The sequence below is a fragment of the Streptomyces sp. HD genome, assembly GCF_028369295.1.
Taxonomy (GTDB): domain Bacteria; phylum Actinomycetota; class Actinomycetes; order Streptomycetales; family Streptomycetaceae; genus Streptomyces.
The window spans coordinates 13,853-38,929 of sequence record NZ_JAQMYP010000052.1; the positions used below are offsets into that span (position 1 = coordinate 13,853).

14 protein-coding genes are annotated in these 25,077 nt (G+C 70.6%); 5 read left to right on the plus strand and 9 right to left on the minus strand.

Annotation, left to right across the window (positions count from 1 at the left end):
* Positions 1-209 precede the first annotated feature (209 nt).
* Positions 210-3,434, minus strand: a complete 3,225-nt coding sequence (icmF, locus tag POF73_RS36435) for a fused isobutyryl-CoA mutase/GTPase IcmF (protein ID WP_272123499.1) — start codon at positions 3,432-3,434, stop codon at positions 210-212.
* Between the two features lie 268 nt (positions 3,435-3,702).
* Here icmF and POF73_RS36440 point away from each other — a divergent pair, with 268 nt between their 5' ends.
* Positions 3,703-3,975 (plus strand): alpha-amylase, encoded by a 273-nt coding sequence (locus POF73_RS36440; protein WP_272123500.1) that lies wholly within the window; start codon positions 3,703-3,705, stop codon positions 3,973-3,975.
* On the opposite strand, the gene POF73_RS36445 is transcribed toward POF73_RS36440, so the two are convergent.
* The 5 genes from POF73_RS36445 to POF73_RS36465 form a co-directional block, all read right to left on the minus strand.
* Positions 3,956-4,423 carry a hypothetical protein gene (locus POF73_RS36445; protein WP_272123501.1) on the minus strand — a complete coding sequence of 156 codons (468 nt, stop codon included), beginning with the start codon at positions 4,421-4,423 and terminating at the stop codon, positions 3,956-3,958. The genes POF73_RS36440 and POF73_RS36445 overlap by 20 nt on opposite strands.
* A gap of 5 nt (positions 4,424-4,428) precedes the next feature.
* Complete coding sequence (locus POF73_RS36450; protein WP_272123502.1) at positions 4,429-7,680, minus strand: M36 family metallopeptidase; 3,252 nt, start codon at positions 7,678-7,680, stop codon at positions 4,429-4,431.
* Between the two features lie 112 nt (positions 7,681-7,792).
* Positions 7,793-9,412, minus strand: coding sequence for a right-handed parallel beta-helix repeat-containing protein (locus POF73_RS36455; protein ID WP_272123503.1), 1,620 nt, complete (start codon positions 9,410-9,412; stop codon positions 7,793-7,795).
* A gap of 5 nt (positions 9,413-9,417) precedes the next feature.
* Positions 9,418-10,380, minus strand: a complete 963-nt coding sequence (locus POF73_RS36460; RefSeq protein WP_272123504.1) for a UDP-glucuronic acid decarboxylase family protein — start codon at positions 10,378-10,380, stop codon at positions 9,418-9,420.
* A complete protein-coding gene (locus tag POF73_RS36465; protein WP_272123505.1) occupies positions 10,377-11,720 on the minus strand; it encodes a UDP-glucose dehydrogenase family protein in 1,344 nt (447 codons plus the stop codon). The genes POF73_RS36460 and POF73_RS36465 overlap by 4 nt, the downstream gene beginning before the upstream one ends.
* Before the next feature lie 427 nt (positions 11,721-12,147).
* Here POF73_RS36465 and POF73_RS36470 point away from each other — a divergent pair, with 427 nt between their 5' ends.
* A complete protein-coding gene (locus POF73_RS36470) occupies positions 12,148-13,827 on the plus strand; it encodes a glycosyltransferase family 2 protein (protein ID WP_272123506.1) in 1,680 nt (559 codons plus the stop codon).
* Between the two features lie 127 nt (positions 13,828-13,954).
* Here the strand turns inward: POF73_RS36470 and POF73_RS36475 are convergent, their stop codons facing one another.
* Entirely contained in the window at positions 13,955-14,278 is a 324-nt protein-coding gene (locus POF73_RS36475) for a hypothetical protein (RefSeq protein WP_272123507.1), read from the minus strand.
* A 98-nt stretch (positions 14,279-14,376) separates the two neighbouring features.
* Positions 14,377-14,586 carry a hypothetical protein gene (locus POF73_RS36480; protein WP_272123547.1) on the minus strand — a complete coding sequence of 70 codons (210 nt, stop codon included), beginning with the start codon at positions 14,584-14,586 and terminating at the stop codon, positions 14,377-14,379.
* Between the two features lie 41 nt (positions 14,587-14,627).
* Between POF73_RS36480 and POF73_RS36485 the strand changes: the two genes are divergently transcribed.
* The 3 genes from POF73_RS36485 (at position 14,628) to POF73_RS36495 (ending at position 21,924) form a co-directional block, all read left to right on the plus strand.
* A complete protein-coding gene (locus POF73_RS36485; protein ID WP_272123508.1) occupies positions 14,628-15,260 on the plus strand; it encodes a DedA family protein in 633 nt (210 codons plus the stop codon).
* Positions 15,261-15,463: 203 nt separating this feature from the next.
* Positions 15,464-20,461 (plus strand): family 43 glycosylhydrolase, encoded by a 4,998-nt coding sequence (locus POF73_RS36490; RefSeq protein WP_272123509.1) that lies wholly within the window; start codon positions 15,464-15,466, stop codon positions 20,459-20,461.
* A gap of 203 nt (positions 20,462-20,664) precedes the next feature.
* Entirely contained in the window at positions 20,665-21,924 is a 1,260-nt protein-coding gene (locus POF73_RS36495; protein WP_272123510.1) for a cytochrome P450, read from the plus strand.
* On the opposite strand, the gene POF73_RS36500 is transcribed toward POF73_RS36495, so the two are convergent.
* Positions 21,914-25,057: an ATP-binding protein gene (locus POF73_RS36500; RefSeq protein ID WP_272123511.1), complete on the minus strand. Its 3,144-nt coding sequence runs from the start codon at positions 25,055-25,057 to the stop codon at positions 21,914-21,916. The two genes, POF73_RS36495 and POF73_RS36500, sit on opposite strands and share 11 nt — an antisense overlap.
* Between the last annotated feature and the right edge of the window lie 20 nt (positions 25,058-25,077).

The window sequence follows — 25,077 nt, forward strand, 5'->3', positions numbered from 1 at the left end:
GCGCAGCTACCGCCGCCGGGTGCCGAGCTGCTTGTCGCCCTCAACGCGGACCCCGCCTCCAGGCCGGCGTACGGGCCGCCGGACTGGGCTTGACCCGTGGCTGACCCCCGCCCCGCCCCCGCCGTCACGGACGTTGCCGGACGGGGGCCCTCGCCCCCGCCGGCGCCGGCCGGACTCGGCCTCGGACGTCCGGCCGCCACCCCGTCCACTCAGACGTTGCGTCGGTACTGGCCCCCCACCTCGAAGAAGGCGTCGGTGATCTGCTGCAGCGAGCAGACGCGGGCGGCGTCCACGAGCACGGCGAAGACGTTGTCGCCGCTCACCGCCGCGTCCTTGAGGGCGGCCAGGGCGGCGTGCGCCGGCTCCTGGTGGCGGGCCTGGAAGTCCTGGACGCGGTCCAGTTGGGAGCGCTTCTCCTCCTCGGTGGCGCGGGCCAGTTCGATCGCGCCGGGTTCGGCGGTGTCGGCGTGCGGGTTGCGGAAGGTGTTGACCCCGATGAGGGGCAGGGTGCCGTCGTGCTTGCGCTGCTCGTAGAGCATCGACTCGTCCTGGATGCGGCCGCGCTGGTAGCCGGTCTCCATGGCGCCGAGGACCCCGCCGCGCTCGCTGATCCGCTCGAACTCCTGGAGGACCGCCTCCTCGACCAGGTCGGTGAGTTCGTCGATGATGAACGAACCCTGGAGGGGGTTCTCGTTCATCGCCAGGCCCCACTCCCGGTTGATGATCAGCTGGATGGCCAGGGCCCGCCGCACGGACTCCTCGGTGGGGGTGGTCACCGCCTCGTCGTAGGCGTTGGTGTGCAGGCTGTTGCAGTTGTCGTAGATCGCGATGAGCGCCTGCAGGGTGGTGCGGATGTCGTTGAAGTCCATCTCCTGGGCGTGCAGCGAGCGGCCCGATGTCTGCACGTGATACTTCAGCTTCTGGGAGCGCTCGCCCGCGCCGTACTTCTCCTTCATCGCGACCGCCCAGATACGGCGGGCCACGCGACCGAGGACGGAGTACTCCGGGTCCATGCCGTTGGAGAAGAAGAACGACAGGTTGGGCGCGAAGTCGTCGATGTGCATGCCCCGGGCCAGGTAGGCCTCGACGTAGGTGAAGCCGTTGGCCAGGGTGAAGGCGAGCTGGCTGATGGGGTTCGCGCCCGCTTCGGCGATGTGGTATCCGGAGATGGACACCGAGTAGAAGTTGCGGACCTTGTGCGCGATGAACCACTCCTGGATGTCGGCCATCATCCGCAGCGAGAACTCGGTGGAGAACAGGCAGGTGTTCTGCCCCTGGTCCTCCTTGAGGATGTCGGCCTGCACCGTGCCGCGTACGGTCGCCAGCGCGTGGGCGCGCAGCTCGGCCGCCTCCTCGGGCGACGGGTCGCGACCCTCGGCGTCCCGGAAGCGGTCGATCTGCTGGTCCATCGCGGTGTTGAGGAAGAAGGCCAGGATGGTCGGCGCGGGTCCGTTGATCGTCATGGAGACCGAGGTGGTGGGCGCGACCAGGTCGAAGCCGTCGTAGAGCGCCTTCATGTCCTCAAGGGTGGCCACCGAGACGCCGGAGGTGCCGACCTTGCCGTAGATGTCGGGGCGTTCGTCCGGGTCGCGGCCGTAGAGGGTGACCGAGTCGAAGGCGGTGGACAGGCGGGTGGCGGGCTGGCCCTCGGAGAGCAGCTTGAAGCGCCGGTTGGTGCGGAACGGGTCCCCTTCGCCCGCGAACATGCGGGCCGGGTCCTCCCCGTCGCGCTTGAACGGGAACACACCGGCCGTGAAGGGGAAGTGGCCGGGCAGGTTCTCCGCGCGCCAGAACCGCACCAGCTCACCGTGGTCGGCGAAACGGGGCAGGGCGACCCTCGGGATCTTGTTCCCGGAGAGGGACTCCCGGGTGAGCTTGGTGCGGATCTCCTTGTCCCGCACCTTCACGACCTGCTCGTCACCGGAATAGGAAGCGACGATCGCGGGCCACTTCTCGATCTGCTCCGTGATCTCGTACGGCAGCTGCCGCCGCGCCTCCGTCAGCAGCGACCGTACGTTGTCGGCGTCGGATCCGGCGTCGAGGAGCTCCCCCTCGACGGCCGCGAGGCGCTGCACCCGCCGTGCCGCCTCGGCCAGTTGCATGGTTCCGGCGTGATAGGCGCGGACTGTGTCGCTGATCTCGGCGAGGTAGCGGACCCGGTCGGCGGGGACCACCTGCCGGATGCCGGAGGAGTGCCGTACGTCGACCGGGGCGAGCGCGCCCTCGACGAGCGGCAGCCCCTTCTCCGCCAGGAGGGGCTTGAGGTGCTGGTGGAGCGCGGTGACGCCGTCGTCGTTGAAGGTGGCCGCCGAGGTGCCGTACACCGGCATGTCCTCCGGCCGCCGACCGAACGCCTCGCGGTTGCGCACCAGTTGGCGGCCCACGTCACGCAGCGCGTCCTTGGCGCCCCGCCGCTCGAACTTGTTGATGGCGACCACGTCGGCGAAGTCGAGCATGTCGATCTTCTCCAGCTGCGAGGCGGCGCCGAACTCCGGCGTCATCACATACAGCGAGGTGTCGACGAACGGCACGATCGCCGCGTCGCCCTGCCCGATGCCCGGCGTCTCCACGATCACCAGATCGAACCCGGCGGCCTTGACGACATCGATCACGTCGGACAGGTGCTCGGGCAGCTCACGGCTGCCACGGGTGGCCAGGCTCCGGAAGAACACCCGGTTGCCGTCCAGGGAGTTCATCCGGATCCGGTCCCCCAGCAGCGCGCCACCGCCGCGGCGCCGGGTCGGGTCGACGGCGATGACCGCGATCCGCAGCTTGTCCTGCTGGTCGACACGGAAGCGGCGCACCAGCTCGTCGGTGAGGGACGACTTCCCGGAACCGCCGGTGCCGGTGATGCCGAGCACGGGCACCACACGCGCGGACTCCCGCAGCCGCGCCAGGAACTCCGGGGGCAGCTTGCCCAGTTCGGCGCCGGTGACGGCCCGGGCGATCGCGAACCGGTCGCCGGCGATCACCGCGTCGACGTCGGACGGCTTGCCGTCCCACAGGTCGAAGTCGCAGTCCTTGACGACCGAGTTGACCATCCCGGCCAGGCCCATCCGCTGCCCGTCCTCGGGAGAGAAGATGGTCACCCCGCTCGCGCGCAGCCGGGCGATCTCCTCCGGCACGATGACGCCGCCCCCGCCGCCCACCACGCGCACATGCTCCGCGCCCTGCGCCCGCAGCGACTCCACCAGGTACTCGAAGTACTCGACGTGCCCGCCCTGGTACGACGAGACCGCCACGCCGTGCGCGTCCTCCTCCAGCGCCGCGTCCACCACCTCGCGCACGGAACGGTTGTGCCCGAGATGGATCACCTCGGCGCCCTGCGACTGGAAGATCCGCCGCATGATGTTGATCGACGCGTCATGCCCGTCGAACAAGGCCGAGGCGGTGACCAGGCGGACGGGGTGCGCGGGGCGGTGCAGATCCTTCATGGCGGGGCCTTCCCGAGGGTGCGGCGGGGAACGCTGATGAGAAAATAGTAGGACGTCCTAGTAATTTCGGAGTGAGTGATGTGAGGAGAACCACAATTAGTAGGACGTCTAGTATCCCGACAGACCATTGCAAGCCATCTTGCGAAAGTTTCAGCAAAAGCTTTCATCCCCCTTCCGGCGCCTCCTAGGCTGAAGCCCAGTCGTTCACGAAGTGAAGGGAAGCAGTGCGATGGCGCCGTTTGTGCGTTCAACTCTCACCGTTATTGCGGTGGCTCTGTTCGCCGCGACGACCGGCACGGCGGCGTATGCCGCACCACCCCAGGCCGCGCCCGACTGTGTGCACCTCACCGTGGACTGGCGCTACACCTACGTCAGCAACGACTGCTCCAGCGACTACACCCTGACGGTCGTCTACCTGGACGGAACCGAGGTCCCCTGCCGGACGGCGGCTCCCGGTACCCGGATCACCTTCCCGGGGCGGGGAACTCAGGGCAATGAGGTGCTGGGCGCCGTTCTGTGTCTCACCGAACCCGGAACATGATCCGCACCGGGCCCGGCGGTCCGGCCGCGTGCAGCACCGCCTCGCCGGGCTCTGCGGCCCGGACGTCCCAGGCCCGGAAACCCGGATCGCTCTCGTAGTCGACCGGTACGAGGACGATCGCCGTGCCGTCGACGGCGGGAGTGGCCTCCCGCCAACGGCCGGAGAACCGCAGCTGGGTGGTCTCGCCGACGGAAAGGGTGACGGTGCGGCCCGTGTCGTCGTGGGTGAGGACGTCAGGAGCGGGCGGCACGGAGGCGGCGGTTGTCGTCGCGGGAGTGGAAGTCGGGGTGCGCGTGGGTGTGGGGGCGGGGGGTACCGCCGGGGAACTGGCGGTGGGCGTGACGGAATGCGTGGGCGGAGCCGGGCTGCGCGGTTCCGGGTCGTCGGTGCACGCGGCCGCCGCCACCCCGAGGAACAGGGCGACGGCGGCGCGCGGCACAAGCGTCATGCGTGTCATACGAGTGGGATGTTGATGCAGGTGAGGATGGCCGCCTGGGCCTTGAGCCGCTCTGTGGTGGCGTTGGGGTCGAGGCGTACCTTCTCGGCGTTCTGGACGGCCTCCAGGAAGGGGGTGTCCGGCTTCAGGTCGCTGTCGGTGTCGACGAGTTCGTTCGGCTCGAAGGCCCCGTTGGCGAAGTTGAGCCAGGCGGCGAGCAGTTGGCGGTCCAGGGAACGCTTCGGGTCCAGGAGCAGGTTGAGGAAGAGGACGTCCGCGGCCTTGCCCTGGGTGGACACGTCGACCTGCTCGGAGAACACCGCGCTGGCGTGCTGGACGATCTTCAGATAGCAGTCCAGCGTCTTCTTGCCGAGCCCCGTGAGATCGCCGGTCAGGTACTTGACGTACCAGACGTCGGCGAGCAGCGACAGCGGGGCGTTGCCCTGGACGATGACGGGCATGGCGTCGGTCCCCGTGCCGCCGTCGTCGTCGCGTGCCGTGAAGGACAGGTCGTACAGGCACGGCTTGGCGTACGTGTGGGCCCGGGCGTCCGTCAGGTCGCGCGGCTGGACGCTGGGGCTGCGGGCGGGGTCGGGGTCGGGCGGGTTGACGAGCGAGGTGGTCGTGGTGGCGGGTGTCCCGTCGCCCCATGCCCAGCTCATGGTCTCGTCGTCGCTGCCGGGGTCGGTGACCCGGGCGGTGTACCGCTTCTCCTCGCCCGCGTGGACGACGAGGGTCCGGCCACCCGCGAGCTTGACGGCACCCGTCTTGTCGATGGCGGCGGCCGGGTCGACGTTGGCGACGGTGATCTCGGCGTCGCGGCAGGTGGTGGTGGTGTCGTCGCTGCCGCAGACCTTCACGGTGAAGGTGCCGTTGTCGCCGAAGACGAGCTCACGGCTGAAGGTGAGGGTGGCGTCGGGACGACTGTTCTCCAGTTGTCCGGGCAGGGGGACGGGCTTGCCGTCGCCGGGGTCGATGGTGGCGGTGAGCGGGTCGAGCCAGCCCGGGTCGGTGACCGTGCCGGAGACGGTGAGCTTGCCGCCCTCCTCACGCGGGCCCTGGACAGTGAAGGCAACCGTGGGCGCCACGTTGGCGACGGTCACGGTCGCCGTGTCGGTGTCGGCCCCGGCGGCGTTGCCGACGCGCAGGCCGACGGTGTACGTGCCGTCCTGGCCGACCCGGTCGAAGAGCGGGCTGACGCCGGTCGCGTCGTCGTAGGCGCCGTCGCCGTCGAAGTCCCAGCTGTAGCTGCCGCCGCCACCGGGGACGGTGGAGCCGCTCGCGTCGAGCCGTACGTCGGTGCCCTCCTTGGTGGCGTACGGGCCGCCCGCGTCGGCGGTGGGCCGGCAGCTCGCGGGGTAGTCGGTCGCCGGGTTGGCCTGTTTCTGGCTGGGCGAGGTGGCGCTCGCACCCATGCCGCGGCGGGCGAACACGCCCCACAGCAGGCACTGATCGGCGCCGCCGTGGTCGGCCCGGTCGGCGGCGAGGATGCCGTCACGGGCGTCCAGGAAGTCGGGCGAGGACGGCGTCAGCTTCATGCCGTCGACCATCAGCTGCTCGTGCCGCTGCTTTCCGGTGGCGGAGCCGTACGCGCCGACGAGCGCGGTGCGCATGTCCCACATGGCGGTGGCCCAGATCTCGCCGTCGTCGTGCACCTCGCAGGTGCCGCCGTCGCAGAGGTCGCCGTAGGTGAGGTCGCTGTCGTTGTACGCGACGCGGCGTACGCCGGTGGCCGAGCCGTTGTTGTACTCGCCGTACACCGGGTCGTTCCACAGCGAGGTGGCCACCGCGTCGCTCCAGCCCTCGCCGAGCGCGCCGGTCTGCTCGCCGTCGCCCATGTCGCCGCCGCCGACGAGGCGGTTGGACAGGCCGTGGCTGTACTCGTGGGCGATGGTGTCGCCGTTCATGGCCCGGTGTGTGTTGTGGTTGTTGCAGGAGGTGCGGCCGACGAAGAGACGCATGGTCCCGTTCTGGCCGTCGTCGGGGGTGCTGAAGTTGGCGTTGCAGGCGGAGTCCCCGTTGGCGTCGAAGTCGACGTGGACGTTGACACGGTCGCCGCCGGAGCCGCCGTTACCGAGGTTGTCCTCCTGGAAGTTGCCCGACGCCTCGTCGAAGCCGAGTCCGTAGAGGTGGTCGTGCATGCGGTTGGTGTAGTAGAAGGCCTGGGTGACGACCGCGTCCCGGTCGGTGGTGAGGTCGGTGCCGCCGCTGGTGCGGAAGGCGTCCGTGAACGTGTAGTCGAAGTGCTGGTACGCCGGGTCCGAGGCGTCCGGGGTCTGCGGCTGGTGGCCGAGCGTCTCGTTGCCGTCGAGGTCCTGGGAGACCTCGGCGTTGTTGCCGGTGGTGACCCGGCCGCCGACCCAGGAACGGCCGAGGCCGCTGAAGGGGACTGTCGTCGCACTGCCGAGGGTGGGGTTCTGGCCGGTGAAGACCCGGCCCTCGGGGCCCTCGTTGCTGGTGCGGTCGGTGCGCAGGAGGACGGTGCCGTTCCCGGCGTCGACGACGGTGTCGTACAGATGGTCGTTGTCGGCGGTGAGCGTGGTCCGCCAGGCCGGGCGGGCGGTGCCGTCGGCGAGCGGGAAGGTGACCCTCGTGGCGGTGGCGCCGTCGGGCGGGGTGTCGGTGCCGACGGATGCCGCGGCGCGGTCCAGCGCGTCGCCCTTGTCGAGGGTGACCCTCCCGGTGGCGCGGGCATCCGGGACGAGGCTGCCGGCGACGGTGAGGATACGGCCGGCCTTGTCGACGGCGACCGAGAGACGCGAGCCGTGGACGGGAACGCCCCCGTCGCTCTGACCGATGAAGACATGCCGTACGCCGTTGTGCTCGGTGCGGTACGACTTGACGACGCTGAGGGCGTCCAACTCCGCGGCGGAGAGGCCGTAGAGGGCCGCGTGGTCGCGTATGTGGTCCAGCGCGAGGGTGCGCGGGTCGGCGTCACTGCTGCCGGTGAGGGCGTTGCGCCCCTGCGGGGTGAGCCGCTTCGGCGTACCGAACCTGCTCCAGCGGACCGCCGTCCCGTCGAGTTCCTGCGCGGCCCGCAGCTGCCCTGCCGTGGGCGCGACGCGCTTGTCACCGCGTACGTCGATGTTCGGGTACGGCATGTCCCGCTGTTCCTGGGCCGGCGTCTTCTGCGCCCCGGACTGCTCGCCGGCGGTGGTGGTGGCGGTGGCGGTGGCGGCCGACGGTGTGACCGTGACCGCCGGGAGTGCGAGCAGAACCGCCCCTATCAGCAGGGATCTTGCGCGCTTGGATAAGCGTGTGGATGGCATTCCCTCTCCCCCGTCCGTTGGCATCCTGGATGCGGACGGGGGACACGGTACGTGCGCATGACAAATCAACGGAAGAGTGCGTGCAACGCCGCCGTAGCGGCCGACTGGGCCGTCACGGCTGTGCCGCTCCCGTGTTCGGGGGTGTGGTGACAGGGCGCCCGAAGTAGTCGTCGGCAGCCTGGGCGATGCCGAAGCGGGCCTGCAGGTCGAGTCCGGCGTGGGGGCAGTCGGGGACGAGGCGGTGGGCGTCGGAGGGCGAGGCGACGGTGGGGAGCGGGCCCGCGTCGAAGCAGGGGGACGCGGTCGTGCCCGTGGGGCGGTTGTCCAGGCGTTCCTGGCCGGTGCCGTTGCGCCAGGTCGCGAAGTCCAGGTACAGGCGGTCGCCCCAACGTGCCGTCCATTGGCCCGTCGCCGCGTGGAACTGGTTCCCCTGGAAGAGGACCTGGTTGGTGGAGAGGTCCGTGTCCGCCAGGACGAACGGGTATCCGCCGGAGACGAAGAGGTTGTTGCGGATCGTCACGCCGCTGTTGTGCGGACGCAGTCGCACGACGGCGCCGATACTCCCGGCCGAGCGGCCCATGACCACCGTGTTCTGGTAGATCTGCAGATTGCCGATGTGCGATCCGTTCACCGTCAGCGCGCCGTTGTACGGCAGTTTGCGACCGTCGTTGCTGCTGATGTTGTAGCGGATCACGTTGTCGCGGTGCGGGTGCTGCCAGCGGGAGAAGACGTAGTAGCCCCCGCCGTCGTTCTCGAACGACAGGTTGTACTGGATGGTCGAGTCGAACACGCTCGTGTCGAGGCCGAACCCGCCGCCGTCCGTTCTGGTGCCGGTGTGGTTGCGGTAGGCGGCGCTGTGCTCGATCAGCACGCCTTTGGAGTCCCAGGTCCAGATGCCCGCCGGACCGTAGTAGGCGTTGGCCGGGGCACGGGTGCCGTTGTCGTGTGCGCTGGAGTCGCGCACCTTGGCGTCCTGTACGCCGCCGAGGACGATGCCACTGCCGGTGGGGCGGGAGACGGCATCGGGGTCGCCGGCGTTGTCGTACGCGTTGACGTCCTGGATGTCGATGTTCTCGTGCGCGTAGGCGGGGCGGGCGGGGACGAAGTCCGGCCCGTAGGTGAGCAGCCCCGCGTCCTGGTTCCCGTGCAGTTCCGCACGGTGGATCGCCACGTCGGCGAAGCCGGTGCCCGCGTGGGTGGAGCCGACCCCGATGCCGACCTGGAAACCGGATGCGTCGATGTCGGAGACGGTCACGTGGCGCAGCCGCCCGTCGTCGGAGGTGTCGTGGAAGAGGTTGACCCCCGCCTGGTCGGAGCGCGCCGTGCCGCGGCCGCGCAGGACGAGGTCGCGGATCTCGACGCCTGCCGTGTTGTGCACGGAGATGCCGGCGGAGTCGGTGGCGACGATCGTCGCACGACCGCTGCCGTAGGAGCCGAGGACCACCGGCCGCTCGGCGCTCCCGGCCTCGTCGCCGCTGACCGTGATCGTGCCGGTGAAGCGGTCCCCGCCTGCGAGCAGGAGCCGGTCGCCCGGACGAAGTTGCGTCCGTTCGGCGCGGGCCAGGGACCGCCAGGCATGGTCCTTCGAGGTTCCCTGCGCGGAGTCGTCGCCCCGGGCGCTGACGTAGTACGTCCTGGCCGACGGGGGCCCGTAGTGGGGTACCGCGGTGCAGCCACCGACCAGGACCAGGGCGACCGCGGTCGCGGACGTGAGGGTGCGGGCGCGCCACATGGGGATCAGCTCGCCAACGGCTGCCTGAGCCGTCCCCCGCCGAGGACCTTGAGGAACCAGTCGACGGTGCGGCGCAGCCCTTCCTCCAGGTCGATCTCGGGCGCCCAGCGGAGGAGTTCATGGGCGCGGGAGATGTCGGGGCAGCGGCGTGCGGGGTCGTCGACGGGCAGTGGCCGGTGGTCGAGACGGGAGGCGGAGCCGGTGACCGCCAGCACCAGCGCGGCCAGTTCACGGACGGTGCACTCGGCGGGGTTGCCCAGGTTGACCGGCCCGGCGTGGTGGCTGTCGAGCATGGCGATCAGGCCGCGGACCAGGTCGTCGACGTAGCAGAAGCTGCGGGTCTGGCTGCCGTCGCCGTAGATGGTGAGCGGGGCGCCGGCCAGCGCCTGGCGGACGAAGGTGGAGACGACGCGTCCGTCGTGCGGGCGCATCCGGGGACCGTAGGTGTTGAAGATCCGTACGATGCCCGCGTCGACGCCGAGCGTGCGGCGGTGCGCGATGGTGAGGGCCTCGGCATAGCGCTTGGCCTCGTCGTAGACGCTGCGCGGTCCGACCGGATTGACGTTGCCCCAGTAGCCTTCGGGCTGCGGATGCACCAGTGGGTCGCCGTAGACCTCACTGGTGGAGGTCAGCAGGAAGCGGGCACCCTGCCGGCGGGCCAGCAGCAGCGCGTTCTTGGTGCCGTGGCTCCCCGCGGTCAGGGTTTCCAGCGGCAGCCGGTCGTAGTCGGGCGGTGAGGCCGGGCTCGCGAGGTGGGCGACCGCGTCCACGCGGCCCGGCACGGTGAAGGCGTGGGTGACGTCGGCGCGCACCAGGTTGAACCGGGCGTGGCCGAGCAGGTGGATCACGTTCACGGGTTCACCGGTGCAGTGGTTGTCCAGGCACCAGACCGTGTCGCCGCGGCGCAGCAACGCCTCGCACAGATGGGATCCCAGGAAGCCGCTGCCGCCGGTCACCACGACCCTCATGACACACCGTCCACGGCGAGGTCCGCCTCATGCCGGAGCGGGCGGCCCAGTGCGTGCAGGTGCCAGCCCGCCGCTCGCCAGGACTCCTCGTCCAGGGCGTTGCGCGCGTCCAGCAGCAGCGGCCGGCGCACCACGGCGGCGAGGGCGGCGGGGTCGAGGCGCCCGTACTCGGGCCACGCCGTCAGATGCAGCACCAGGTCGGCTTCCTCGCACGCCTTGTGCACGTCGAGCGCGTAGCCGAGGCCGGGGCGGGCAGCGCGTGCCGAGTCCAGGGCCTCGGGGTCGTGGACCCGTACGTGGGCGCCCTCGTCCTGCATCGCCTCCGCGACGGCGAGCGCCGGCGAGTCGCGTACGTCGTCGCTGCCGGGCTTGAAGGAGGCGCCCAGGACACCGATCCGACGGCCCGTGAAGTCTCCGTCGACCAGCTTGCGTGCCAGTTCCACGGTGCGCGCCCGCTGGCGGGTGTTGATCCGGTCGACCTCGTTCAGCAGGGCCACCACCTCGTTCGCGCCCAGTTCCTCGGCGCGGGCCGTGAAGGCGCGGATGTCCTTCGGCAGGCAGCTGCCGCCGAAGCCGAGCCCCGGTGCCAGGAAACGCGGACCGATGCGGGAGTCGGCGCCGACGGCGCGGGCCAGGAGCCTGACGTCCGCCCCGGCGGCCTCACAGACCTCGGCCATCGCGTTGATGAACGAGATCTTGGCAGCGAGGAAGGAGTTCGACGCGACCTTCACCAACTCCGCCGTGGCCGGGTCGGTACGGAAGTAGGGCGCCCCGGCACGCAGCATGTGCCCGTACACCCGGCGCAGCACCGCGTCGGCGCGCTCGGAGGTGACGCCGACGACGATCCGCTCCGGGTGCATGGTGTCGTGGACGGCCGAGCCCTCGCGCAGGAACTCCGGGTTCCAGGCGACCTGGCAGTCGCTCGCCGCTGTCGCGACGCGCCTGCCGAGCCGGGCGGCGGTGCCGACCGGGACCGTCGACTTGCCGACGACCAGGCTCCCCGGACGCAGATGCGGTACGAGACCGTCGATGACCGCGTCGACATGGCGGAGGTCGGCCGCCTTGCCGTCGGGGCGCTGCGGCGTGCCCACGCAGACGAAGTGGGTTCTGGCGAACCGGGAGCCCTGCGCCAGCGAGGTCGTGAAGCGCAGGCGCCCCGAGCGGACGGTTCGCGCGAGCAGTTCGCTCAGACCGGGTTCATGAACAGGGGCATGGCCCGCGGACAGGGAGGCGATCCGCTCTGCGTCGATGTCGATGCCGAGCACTTCGTGGCCGATGTCCGCCATACAGGCGGCGTGCACCGTGCCCACATATCCGGTTCCGATGACGGTCAATCGCATGGCGTGGCTCCTTTGTACGGCTCGAATCGAAGATCCTTATGTGTATGTTTACGTCGTATATAGACACTCTGCACCCGTCGTTTCATGGCGTCAAGCGCGGGGCTTGCGCCCGCACGAAAGGAGTGTACGGTGTAAACATACGACGCAAATGCGAATTGGCGACCGACCGATGGGATTCCCCGGAATTCACCGATCGCAATGCCGGTAATCCCACGCACAAGCTGGGACGGGCCCGATGAAGCACCTACAGACAGAAGATCCGCGACGCCGCAGGAAGCGTCACGGGAGAAAGCCCGACGAGCAGGAACGACGGAACCTCGAACTGCAGCTCAGGGATCTCTCGGACGGCAACGTCGGCCGGATCACGCCGCACGGACCGCTCTTCGCCCGGCCGCCGCGATCCCTCCGGGCCGCCCGGAGCACATTCGTGGCCACCCTCTCCCGCCGCGACAGGGCGATCATGGCCGGCATCGCCGCCATGTGGGCGGGCGCCTTCGCCTGGTTCTGGCTGTGGTGGCTGGAGCCGGCGCATCTGGTGTCCTGGGCCGGGATGATCATCACGAGCGTGCTGCTCTTCTACCTGTCCACCCAGGCGTGCTACTTCCTCCTCGCCGTGGCCCGCCTGCCCCGCGTGCGACCGTCACTGCGGATTCCGAGAGTGCGGCTGGCCATCGCGGTGACCCGCGCGCCTTCCGAGCCCTGGGCCATGGCGCGGCGCACCCTGGAGGCGATGAAGGCACAGGAATTCCCGTACGCGTACGACGTCTGGCTGTGCGACGAGGATCCGTACCCGGAGATCCAGGAGTGGTGCGCGGGCCACGAAGTCCGTATCTCGACGCGGAAAGGGGTGCCGGGGTACAACCGGAGCAGTTGGCCGCGCCGCACCAGATGCAAAGAGGGCAACCTCGCCTATTTCTACGATCACTGGGGCTACTGGCTGTACGACGTCGTCGTCCAACTCGACTGCGACCACGAGCCGTCCCCGACCTATCTGACGGAAGTGGTGCGCCCCTTCTCTGACGAGGCCATCGGCTATGTCGCGGCACCGAGCATCTGTGACGCCAATGCCCGCACGTCATGGGCGGCCCGCGGCCGCCTGTACCGGGAGGCCCCCTTCCACGGGCCTTTCCAGCTCGGGCACGCGAATCGCCTCGCCCCCGTCTGCATCGGGTCCCACTACGGGGTGCGCACCCGGGCCCTGCGCGACATCGGAGGCCTCGGGCCCGATCTGGCGGAGGACTTCACCACGTCCTTCCTCTTCAACTCCGCGGGCTGGCAGGGCGCGTTCGCCATCGACGCGGAGGCGCACGGTCTGGGCCCCATGACGTTCGCGGACATGGTGACGCAGGAATACCAGTGGTCGCGCAGTCTCGTGGCGATGATGTTCGGAATGATCCCGCGCCACATGCACCGGCTGCCCATGCGACTGCGCATCCGGTTCGCGATCGTGCTGATCTACTACCCGCTCCTGGCGCTTGCCGCGATAGCCGGGTTGGTCCTGCCCGCGGTGGCGGCCGTGACCGGCAGCGTATGGGTCAGCGTCAACTACCTCGCATTCCTTGCCAATTTCTTCGCCATGGGCGCCTGCATGGTGCTTCTGCTGCTGCTGTTGCGGCGCCGAGGTCTGTTGCGTCCGCATACGGCACCGGTGGTCAGCTGGGAGCTGTGGCTTTTCACGCTGGCCCGGTGGCCGTGGGTGGCGTGGGGCGTGCTGGGGGCCATAGTGCAGGAGACCTTCCGCCGGCCGATCTACTTCAAGGTGACCCCCAAGGACCGCAGCGGTTCGGAGGTGCTGCCGAAGCGGCTGGTCCTGCCGTACGGAGTGATCGTTGCGATCCTTTCGGGAGCAGCCCTCGTCGGCGAGATGACCGGCCCGGCGGTCGGCTACGTCTTCCTCTGCATCATGGGCGCCTGCGCATACGCGGTGGTCGGCATCGCCGTGTCCGTCCTGCACGTCACGGAGGCGGCCAAGGCAGCGGGAACCCGCCTGCGCTCCGCCATGATCACAGCCCGCACGCCCCTCCTCCTGGCGCTGGCCCCACTGCTCCCCCTCGGCCTGGCCGTCTCCGTCTTCCCCGCCTACGTCACTGCGGCTCTCGGCTGGTGAGACGGTCGCGTCTTGACGGGGAGCGAGCGAGATCGGACAGGAGCGGTCTCCGCCGCGCAGCAAGGTCCCCCCGTTACCTTTTTCGTGGCTCCGCAACGGGGCCTTGTACGAACCCCAACCCGCCAGGTCAGGCTGAATTACCGAGAGCCCGCCTTGCTTCAGTCCACAGCCGCTCGAACTCCTCCGCGGAGATCTCGGCTGCCTCGGGCTGGTCCTCCCAGCCGTCCATGGGCCCTTCGGCGAGGACGCCGTACTGCCGTTCATAGCGGCCCATCGCCGCGAAATCGGCATGATCACGCAAGTGCAGCACCTCTTCCAAGGAGGCCGCTGTCACCGCCCCCGAGTCCTTCCCCCGGACCTCAACCTGTCGCGCTGCCCAGCCCTCGTCATCGGCCTCGAAATACAGCCACAGATCTTCGTCCTCGTAGTAGGTCCGGAACCAGATCGTCATGCCGCCATCCTGACCCACCACCTTGACCAAACACATAGGGGCACCCCCCCGCTGCCCTGGGTCGGCCAGGAGGTCCACGTCACCTGTCCCACCGCCCTCTAGGCAGTCGCCGGCACCAGCATCACCTGCACCGGCAAGCGGAACAACGGCACCACCGTCGACATCCCGGTCACCGTGATCAAGGCGACGGAATCCCATCTGACCTGGAAATTCAGCCGCTGACGCCCGGACGCCTCCGGATCCTCGCCGTGACACACGGCCGGGACAGGCGCGCGCGTCCCGTCCACGGGATGCTTGATGGTGGGCAACGGACAGAGCCACCGGCGAGCACGGTCGGGAGGTGATGGCGATGATCGCCGTCAACCCGATGGACGGCGCCTCGGTGCTGGCGGCCTTCGGTGCCCTCGGCGTCCTCGTGGTGATCTTCGCGGAGTCCGGTCTGCTCGTCGTCGGCTTCTTCCTTCCCGGCGACACCCTGCTCCTCCCGGCCGGCGTGCTGTGCGCGGGAACCGCCGAGCAGGCGCCCCGGCTGGTGCTGTGGCAGGTGCTGCTGTGCGCGGCCGTCGGCGCCGTGGCGGGCGCCCAGGTCGGGTTCCTGATCGGGCGGCACGGTGGGCGGACACTGCTGGCCCGCACCGAGAGACGCCGCGTACGGGAGACCGCGGTACGGGCGGAGCGGCTCCTGGCCCGCTACGGCTACGGCAAGGCCCTGGTGATCGGCCGGTTCGTCCCGATGGTGCGGACGGTCCTGCATCCGGCGGCCGGTGCGCTCGGTGTTCCGACCCGGAGCTTCACCGTCTGGCAGATCGTGGGCGGCCTGCTCTGGTCGCAGAGCCTCGTCCTGGCCGGTTACACGCTCGGCGAGTCCGTCCCCGACATCGACGAATACCTACTGCCGATGGTCGCCCTCGTCGTCGTGGTCTCGCTGCTGCCCCTGCTGCCCGTACTGACCGAGTCACGCCGCGCGCGCCGCGATCGCTGACCGGCTCACCCGCACTTGCCGTCCCTGAAACAGAAGGGAGTTGAAGGGCCGGAAAGGTCTGCGTTCGACCCGTCGGACATCGTTCGAAAACCCTTGACGCTGCCCCACACCCCGGCTGACACTCTCGCAACACGACGTCACACAGCCGAAACGGCAGGGTGCCCACGGCCGAGGCCCCGCCATGCCTCAGCAGGGAACTCCACATGCCGTACATCGCACGCGTCCGTGTTCGCGCGAGACGCCTGGCGGGCCGCCTCGCCGGGCTGACCACCGCGTCGCTGTTGCTGGGGCTCGCCGCCCCGGCCCTTCCCGCACAGGCCGCCGACACGGCCGACACCGCCGCCACGGCCGCCTCGGCAGGGGTCACCGACGGCCTCGCCCTCTGGTACAAGCTCGACGCCGCCTCCGGCAACACCGTCACCGACGCCTCGGGCAACGGCCGGGACGCGACCGTGAACGGCACCGCCGGCTGGTCGGGCACCGGTCAGGGGCTCGCCTTCAACGGCTCCGACACCTACGTCAAGGTGCCGGACGACGTCATGAAGGGCATGAACTCGATCTCCGTCTCGCTGGACGTGATGGTCGACTCCGACCAGACCACGCCGTACTTCATCTACGGCTTCGGCAACTCCAGCGGCAGCAACGGCAATGGCTATCTGTTCGCGACCGGCAACTCCCTGCGCACATCCATCGCGAGCGGCAACTGGTCGACCGAGCAGACGACCAGGCCCGCCGACTCCCACAACCTCACCCGCTCGGTCTGGAAGCACCTCACCTACACCCAGACCAGCGACACGGGCGTGCTGTACGAGGACGGCATCGAGGTCGGCCGCAACACGTCCGTCGGCATCACGCCCGGCGCCATCGGCTCCGGCACCACCACCGCCAACTACATCGGCAGGTCGGTCTACTCCGGCGACAAGCTCTTCAAGGGCCGGATCCGCGACTTCCGGGTATACGACCGCGCCCTCACCGGCTCCGAGGTCGAGCAACTCGCCCTCCCCGTCGCCACGCAGGGCGTCGCCGACGACAAGGCCGCGCTGCGCCTCGGTGACACGACCGCCGTCACCGCCGACCTCGACCTGCCGAAGGCCGGCACGGCCGGCGGCTCCGCCATCAGCTGGGCCAGCGACAACCCCGCCGCCGTGTCCGACACCGGCAGGGTGACCCGCCCCGCCGCCGGTCAGCCCGCCGCCCACGCCAGACTCACGGCGACCCTGAAGAAGGGCACCGTGACCGACACCAGGACGTTCGACGTCACGGTGCTCCCCGCCTTCGACGACCGCACCGCCGCCGAACAGGCCGCCGAAGCCCTCACCGTCCACAACCTCGACGACGCACGCGGCAACCTCACCCTCCCGGCGACCGGCTCCTACAGCACGGACGTCACCTGGTCCTCCGCGAACCCGGACGTCATCACCGCCGACGGCGTGGTCCACCGCCCCGCGCACGGCACCGGCGACACCACCGTCGAGCTGACCGCCACCGTCACCAAGGGCGAGGCGAGGACGACCCGCGCCTTCACCGCCAAGGTGCCCGAGCTGCCGAAGCAGGAGGCCCTCAGGGGCTACATGTTCAGCTACTTCACCGGCGAGGGCACGGCCGACGGCGAGCAGCTCCACGCCGCGCTCAGCAAGGGCAACGACCCGTTGAAGTGGCGGGAGTTGAACGACGGCAAGCCCGTCCTGACCTCCACTCTCGGCGAGCAGGGCCTGCGCGACCCGTTCATCATCCGCTCCCCGGAGGGCGACAAGTTCTACCAGATCGCCACCGACCTCAGGATCTACGGCAACGGCGACTGGGACCGCTCGCAGCGCACCGGCAGCAAGTCCATCATGGTGTGGGAGTCCACCGACCTCGTCCACTGGACGAACCAGCGGCTGGTGAAGGTCTCCCCCGACAGCGCGGGCAACACCTGGGCGCCGGAGGCGTTCTATGACGCTCGGCGCGGTGAGTACGTCGTCTTCTGGGCGTCGAAGCTGTACGACAACGAGGCGCACTCCGGCGACACGTACAACCGCATGATGTACGCGACGACCCGCGACTTCTACACCTTCAGCGAGCCCAAGGTCTGGATCGACCGCGGCTACTCCGTCATCGACTCCACGGTGATCCAGCACGACGGGACGTACTTCCGCCTCTCCAAGGACGAGCGGAACAACTCCTCCTCCACTCCCAACAGCAAGTTCATCTTCGAGGAGAAGAGCGACTCGATCCTCGACCCGTCCTGGACGGCGGTCGCGGAGGGCATCGGCAAGGGCGCGATGAGCGCCGCCGAGGGACCGCTGGTGTTCAAGTCGAACACCGAGGACAAGTGGTACGCCTTCCTGGACGAGTTCGGCGGCCGCGGCTACCTCCCCTTCGAGACGACCGACCTGGCCTCCGGCACCTGGACCCCGTCCACCGGCTACGACCTCCCGGCCAAGCCCCGCCACGGCACCGTGCTCCCGGTCACCCAGGCCGAGTACGACCGCCTCCTGCGTGCCTACCAGCCGGACCAGCTGGTGCAGAGCGTCGAGGACGTCGAGGTGAAGACCGGCATCGGCCAGGCCCCCGTCCTGCCCGCCACCGTGATCGCGACGTACGCGGACGGCGTCAGGCGTCCCGTCCCGGTCGGCTGGGAGGACGTCCCCGCCTCGAAGTACGCCCAGGCCGGCACCTTCACCGTGACCGGCGGCCTGCCCGACGGCGCCGCGACACCGGTCCGCGCCGAGGTCACCGTGTCGGAGGACGGCGCCGACGTCCCGGCCGACCTGCTCCTGCGGTACGACTTCGACGAGACGGGCGGCAACATCGCCCGTGACTCCAGCGGGCACGGATACCACGGCACCTACGTCCGTACGCCGGACTTCGGTACCGGCGTCGAGGGCGGCTCGTTCAAGATGTCCGGCGACTCGGCTTCGCCGTATGTGAAGATCCCGAACGGCGTGCTGAGGAACGCCGACAGCGTGACCGTCTCGACGTACGCCAAGTGGAAGGGCGGCGACAACTTCCAGTGGCTGTTCGGGCTCGGGCCCGACAGCGACAGGTACCTCTTCGCCACTCCGTCCAACGGCGGTTCCAGCCTCTACTCGGCGATCACGAAGGCCAGTTGGTCGGCGGAGTCGAAGCTGACGGCGGGCTCGCGGCTCACGCCGGGCGAGTGGCGACACGTCACCGTCACCCTCGACGGCTCGACCGGCGCGATGGTCCTCTACGTCGACGGCATCGAGGCGGCCCGCACGACGACCACCATCAAGCCGTCCGAGCTGTACGACGCGAACAAGGACCACTCCGGCTACATCGGCCGGTCCCTGTACTCGGCCGACCCGTACTTCGGCGGCGAGGTCGACGACTTCCGTGTCTACGACCGGGCCGTCTCGGCTGCCGAGGTCATGGAGCTCAGCGGCAACACCGCGGGCATCGCGAAGGCGACGCACCCGGCGCTGAAGGTCGACGCGCTCATCGACAACGCCGGCAGCCGGATCACTCTGCCGATGAAGGAGGGCACCGATCTCACCGCCCTCGCCCCGGAGTTCACCCTCGCCCACGGCGCGGCGATCAGCCCCGCCTCCGGCAGCGTGCAGGACCTCAGCAAGCCGGTGGCGTACGAGGTGACCGGCTCCGACGGCAAGAAGCGCACCTGGACCGTCTCGGCGCTCGTCATGCGCAGCCCCGTCCTGCCCGGCCTCAACGCCGACCCGAACATCGTCCGCTTCGGCAACACCTACTACCTGTACCCGACCACCGACGGCTTCGAGGGCTGGAGCGGCACCCGGTTCAAGGCGTACTCCTCCACCGACCTGGTCCACTGGAAGGACCACGGCGTCATCCTGGACCTCGGGCCGGACGTCTCCTGGGCGGACAGCAGGGCGTGGGCGCCGACGATCGCCGAGAAGGACAGGAAGTACTACTTCTACTTCTGCGCCGACGCCAACATCGGGGTCGCGGTGTCCGACTCGCCGACCGGACCGTTCAAGGACGCGCTGGGCAAGCCGCTGCTCAAGGCGGGCCAGTACAGCGGCCAGATGATCGACCCGGCGGTCTTCACCGACGACGACGGCCAGTCGTATCTCTACTGGGGCAACGGGCACGCGTACGTGGCTCCCCTGAACGCCGACATGACGTCCATCGACACCTCGAAGGTCAAGGACATCACCCCGAGCGGCTACAACGAGGGGTCCTTCGTCATCAAGCGCAAGGGCACCTACTACTTCATGTGGTCGGAGAACGACACACGCGACGAGAACTACCGCGTCGCCTACGCCACCGGCCCCTCCCCGACCGGCCCGTGGACCAAGCACGGCGTGATCCTGGAGAAGGATCTCTCCCTCGGGATCAAGGGGCCCGGCCACCACTCGGCGGTGTACGTCCCGAAGACGGACGAGTGGTACATCGCCTACCACCGCTTCGCCATCCCCGGCGGTGACGGCACCCATCGTGAAACGACCGTCGACAAGCTGGAGTTCGACTCCGATGGCCTGCTCAAGAAGGTCGCCCCGACGCTGACGGGCATCGACCCGATCGTCAACCGGAGCCCTGCGATCGCCTCGGCCACGGGCCCGACGGCCCCCATGGCGGCCGGCCACCGCGCCACCGTCACCGCCGGGTTCCGGGACGCCGACGTCGGCGACACCCACACCTGCCGGGTCGACTGGAAGGACGGCACCGAGCCGGTGGCGGGCACGGTCGAGGGTACGACCTGCCGAGCCGAGCACACCTACGCCGTGCCCGGCATCCGTCGCCCGGTCGTCACCGTCACCGACAACGACGGCGGCTCGGACCGCACGACGCTTCCCGAGCAGATCGTCTACGACCGCGCCGCCGGACCCGCGCTGGGCACCGGCCCGATCACCTCCCCGGCCGGTGCCTACCCGGCCAGGCCGGCCCTGGCCGGCAAGGCGGTCTTCTCCTTCGCCGCCGCGTACGCCAAGGGGGCCACCGTCCCCACCGGCAGGGCCACCCTCGACTTCGGCCCGGCCAGGCTGAAGTTCCGCTCCACCGGCTCCGACTGGCTCGTGGTCACCGGCACCCAGGCCGTCTACCAGGGCTCCGGCACGGTGAGCGGCAACGGCGGCTACGGCTTCCGGATCACCGCGACCGACGGACCGGACACCTTCCGTATCCGCATCTGGAAGAAGTCCACCGGTGACGTCGTCTACGACAACGGCGGCGGCGCGCGGACGGCGGGCGTGATCAAGATCGGCAACGACCGGCGATAACACCCACGTGCCCTGGACCGGCCCCGCGCCTGCGGACCGGCCCAGGGCACGTGCATGTCCGGACGCCCTCACATGCCCATAGGCACGCATGCCCGTACGCACGCGCATGTCCGTACGGCCGTCCCGCCCCGCCGGCAGCCGGCCGCCACCCCTGAAACCGCGCTGAAACCGCGCCGATGCCGGGCGACCGCACGCTCTGGGGCATGAACACACCACGGCAGTGCCCCGTCACGACGACCGCCCCCGACGCCCTCCACCTCACCCCCGAGCTCGTCGAGGACCCCGTCGGCGCCTACGCCGAGCTGCGTGCCCGTCCGGGGCTCGGCCATGTGGTCCTGCCCGGCCTGGACACGCCCGTGCGGCTCGTCACCCGGCACGAGGAGGTGAAGGCCGCGCTGAGCGAGCCGCGCCTGGTCCGGGACCGTTCGACAATCGCCGACTCCGACATGCCGGACCCGCAGGCCGAGCTGCTGGCGCAGGGCTTCGAGGGCCTCCCCCAGGAGTACGTCCCGTATCTGTCCGGGCACCTGGCGCTGTTCGACGGCGACGAGCACACCCGGCGCCGCTCGCCACTCACCCGCGCCTTCACCGCCCGGCGTGTGTCCGCGCTGCGGCCCTTCGTGGCCAGGACCGCAGGGGAGCTGATCGCCTCGCTCGCCGAGCGTGAAGAGGCCGATCTGCTGGGCGAGTTCGCCTATCCGCTGAGCACGGCCGTGATCTGCGAGCTGGTCGGGGTCGACGCCGCCGACCAGGACCGGGTGTGCGGATGGATCCGGGACTTCGCGTACGGCGACGGCAGCCGTGTCGTGGAAGGGCTCGGCGGTGTCGTGCGGTACACGAAGGACCTGGTGGCACGGCGTCGCGCCGAGCCCGCGGACGATCTGGTGTCGGCACTGCTGGCGGACGGCGGCATGACCGACGACGAGATCGTCACCATGTTCTTCCTGCTGATCAACACCGGCATCACCCCGCCCGCCCTGTTCCTCGCACACGCCGTGCTCGCCCTGCTGGACCACCCCGACCAGCTGGCGCGACTGCGCGCCGAGCCGGAGCTGCTCGGCCGGGCGGTGCCCGAACTCCTGCGGTACGTCACGCTGGTGCGCATGGGCGCCACGCTGTACGCCGCCGAGGACTTCGTGTTCGCCGGCACCCTGCTGAGGAAGGGCGAGGCCGTGACGATCGCCCTGTTCAGCGCCGACCACGACCCGGCCGCCTACGACGCCCCCGAACGCCTCGACGTGACAAGGGAGTTCGGCCGGGGCGACGGTCACCTCGCCTTCGGGCACGGCCCGCACTACTGCATCGGCGCGGCCCTCGGCCGGCTGGTCACGGGCGTCGTCTTCGACGAGCTGCTGGTGCGGCGGACCGCGGCGCCGGAACTGGCCGTGGACCGCGCCGAGGTGCGGTTCGGACACTGGCCCGGCGACGGATTCCACCTGCTGAGCCTGCCCGTCAGGCTGTGATCCTCCCGCGCACCAGGCCGAGGGCGGCCTCGCGCAGTCCGTCCCCGTCCAGGGCGGCGTACGTGGACACCGCGTCCTCGTACGCCGCCCTGTCGGCCTTCTCGGCGTCCTCACGGGTCCGGGCCGAGGACATCGTCGGCTGGAAGTTGCGCAGCGCACGGAACCGTTCGGCGAGGGCGGTCAGCCGGGCCCCTCGCTCGCCCTCGCCGTCCGCCAGGGCGACCGCCCCGAGGGCGAGCAGCAGCGCGCCGCACACCGGGAAGTCGACGGTCACATGGTGGGGTGCCCGGGCGTCGGTCAGCAGGGTGGTGAGCCGGTCGGGCAGCGCCGCGGCGAGGGGTGCGACGAGGTGGGTTCTGCCGTGCCGGGCGTGTGCGGTCAGGGCGACCGACTGCAGCTCCAGCACCCAGCCCTCCATGAGGAGTCGGTCGCCGTGAACGGGGGCAGCGGTGTGGTCGAGCCGCTGGACGGCCCGGCGCCACAGGCCGAGTCCCGTGTCGATGTCGCCGCGCGCGAGGGCGATCTCGGCGCGGGCGCCCAGGTCGGGCGTGAAGGGATCCTGGCCGGCACCCTCCGGGGCGTGCCGCAGCGCCTGCTCCAGCCAGTGCTCGGCGGCGTCGAGGTCGCCCGTCTGGAGGTTGGCGAGCATCATGCCCCAGCGCAGCCCGACCATGTCGCTCCACTCGCCGTAGCCCTCCAGGGCGTCGAGCGCGGCCCGCGTGTGGACGAGCGCCTCGGCGCCGCGCCCCGTCTCCAGGCACAGTTCGGCCAGTCGGGAGGCGGGCCAGATCCTGAGCAGCGGGATGTCCCGGTCGCCGAGCGCGGCCACGGTCCGGCGGGCGGCGTCCAGGGCCCGCTCCGTGTCGCGCTCGCCCTCCCAGACGTAGCCGGCCGCCCAGTTGGCGACGCCGGCCAGCAGGGGTGCGTCGCTGTCGCACAGGGCGTCGAGGGCGTCGTGGTCGCCGAGCACCTCGGGCAGCGCGCACAGCACCGTCGCCGTCGCCCGGACCAGGGTGTCCGGCTCGGCGGGCGGCAGCCGTCGCAGGGTGACGAGTGTGCGGACGGTGCCGGAGCCCACGCCGAGGAAGTTGCAGGCGGTCGTCAGGGCGGCGGCGCTGCGGGCCGGTTCGACGTGGGCGGGTCCGGGCCGGTAGTGGGACAGCAGGGCGGCCGTGTCCTCGGTGAGGGCCATCAGCCGGGTGTGGTTGGCCTCGGTGATCCACAGACCGGCCAGGACGGCGGTGACCGGGGCGACGGTGTCGGCGTCGTCGCGGGCCAGCGCGAGCCGCAGCGCCTGGACGAGGTTGTCCTGCTCGGCGCGGATGAGCTGCCAGGACCGGAACGGCTCGGCGCCGAAGACCGCGTCGTGGTGAGCGACGCCGAAGTCCCCCGCCCAGCGCAGGAACCGCTCGCCGACCGCCGAGTCCTCACCGGCCCGCTCCCGGTGGGCGGCGGCGAACTCCCGCACCGTCTCCAGCATCCGGAACCGGGTGCCGTACGGCGTGTCGGTCACCTTGAGCAGCGACTGGTCGACCAGGTCCGCCAGGACGTCCAGTACGTCTGGGCCGCCGACGAGATGCTCGGCGGCCTGCGCGGTGAAGCCGCCGGGGAGGACCGACAGGGCGCGCAGCGCCGCCCGGCCCTCCGGTTCGAGGAGGTTCCAGCTCCAGTCGACGACGGCGTGCAGGGTGCGGTGCCGCTGCGGTGCGTCCCTGGGCCCGCCGCGCAGCAGGGCGAACCGGTCCTCCAGACGACGGGCCATCTCGGCGACCGACATCACCCGTACCCGGGCGGCGGCGAGCTCGGTGGCGAGCGGCAGCCCGTCGAGACGGCGGCACAGGTCGGCCACCGCGTCGGCGGGCAGCTCGGCGTCGGGGCGGGCGGCACGGGCCCGCTGCACGAACAGCTCGACCGTGGTCCCGGCGTCCAGCTCGGGCAGCGGGTGGACGGCCTCGGAGGTCAGGCCGAGCGGGGCGCGGCTGGTGGTGAGGACGCTGACGTTGCGGGTCATCGACACCAGGGCCCGCACCAGGTCGGCGACGCCGGAGACGACCTGCTCGCAGTTGTCCAGGACGAGCAGCGCGGGCCCGGGAGCGAGGGCCCCGACGATGCCGGCGAGCGGCCCGGCCTCGCCGGACGGGGACCGCAGGCTCTCGCCGACGCCGAGCGCGGAGGCGACCTCGCCCGCGACGTCGGCGTCCCGGCCGACCCCGGCGAGCGGCACCAGATGGACGATCCGGTGCTCGGCGTCACGCGCGACGGCACCGGCGAGGCGGGTCTTGCCGAGGCCGCCCGGCCCGACGATGGAGGTGACCCGGGAGCTGTGGATCAGCCGGGTCACGGCGGCGACGTCGGCCTCCCGCCCGAGCAGCGGGTTCGGCTCGTGCGGCACTCCGCGCCGCACCACGGGCGCCTGTCCGCGCAGCAGCTCCTGGTGCAGTTCCTGCAGGGCGGGTCCCGGATCGGTCCCGAGCTCGTCGCGCAGCCGGCGACGGTACGTGTCGTACGCGGCCAGCGCGGCCGCCGCTCCCGCCGTGGCCGCCTGACAGCGCATCAGCTCCAGCAGCGGTTCCTCGTCGAGCGGACGGGCGGTCACGAGCTCGCCGAGCGGCCCCAGCGCCTCCTCCCGGCGCCCCGAGCGGGCCAGCGAGAGCGCCCGCAACCGTGTCAACTCCCGGTGTGCCGCGGCGAGTTCGAGGCGTAGCCTCGCCAAGGGATCGTCGAGGAGCCCGCCGTCCACCGGGCCCCCGTCCCACAGTGCGAGGCCGGCGTCGGCCTCGGCGACCGCGCCGTGATGGTCCCCGGCCCGTGCCTTCTCCGCACACGCGGCGGCATGCAGCTGGGCGGCCCAGGCGTCGACCTGCTCCTCGCGCAGGGCGATCCGGTAACCGGTGGGCGTGCTCGCGATGGTCTCGCCGCCCAGCAGTGACCGGGCTCGCGAGACAAGGATCTGCAGGGCCTTGGTCGGGTTCTCCGGCTGCTCGTCCGGCCACAGCCCGTCCACCAGCCGCCCGGTGCCGCAGCCCGCCCGCGGCTCCGCGGCCAGCAGCGCCAGCAGGGCACGCAGCCGGGGCGCGGTGATCTCCTTGCCCCGGCGGGAGACGGACGTCAGCAGCGTCAACTCGATGGTCACCCGTGCAGGTTAGTCAGAGC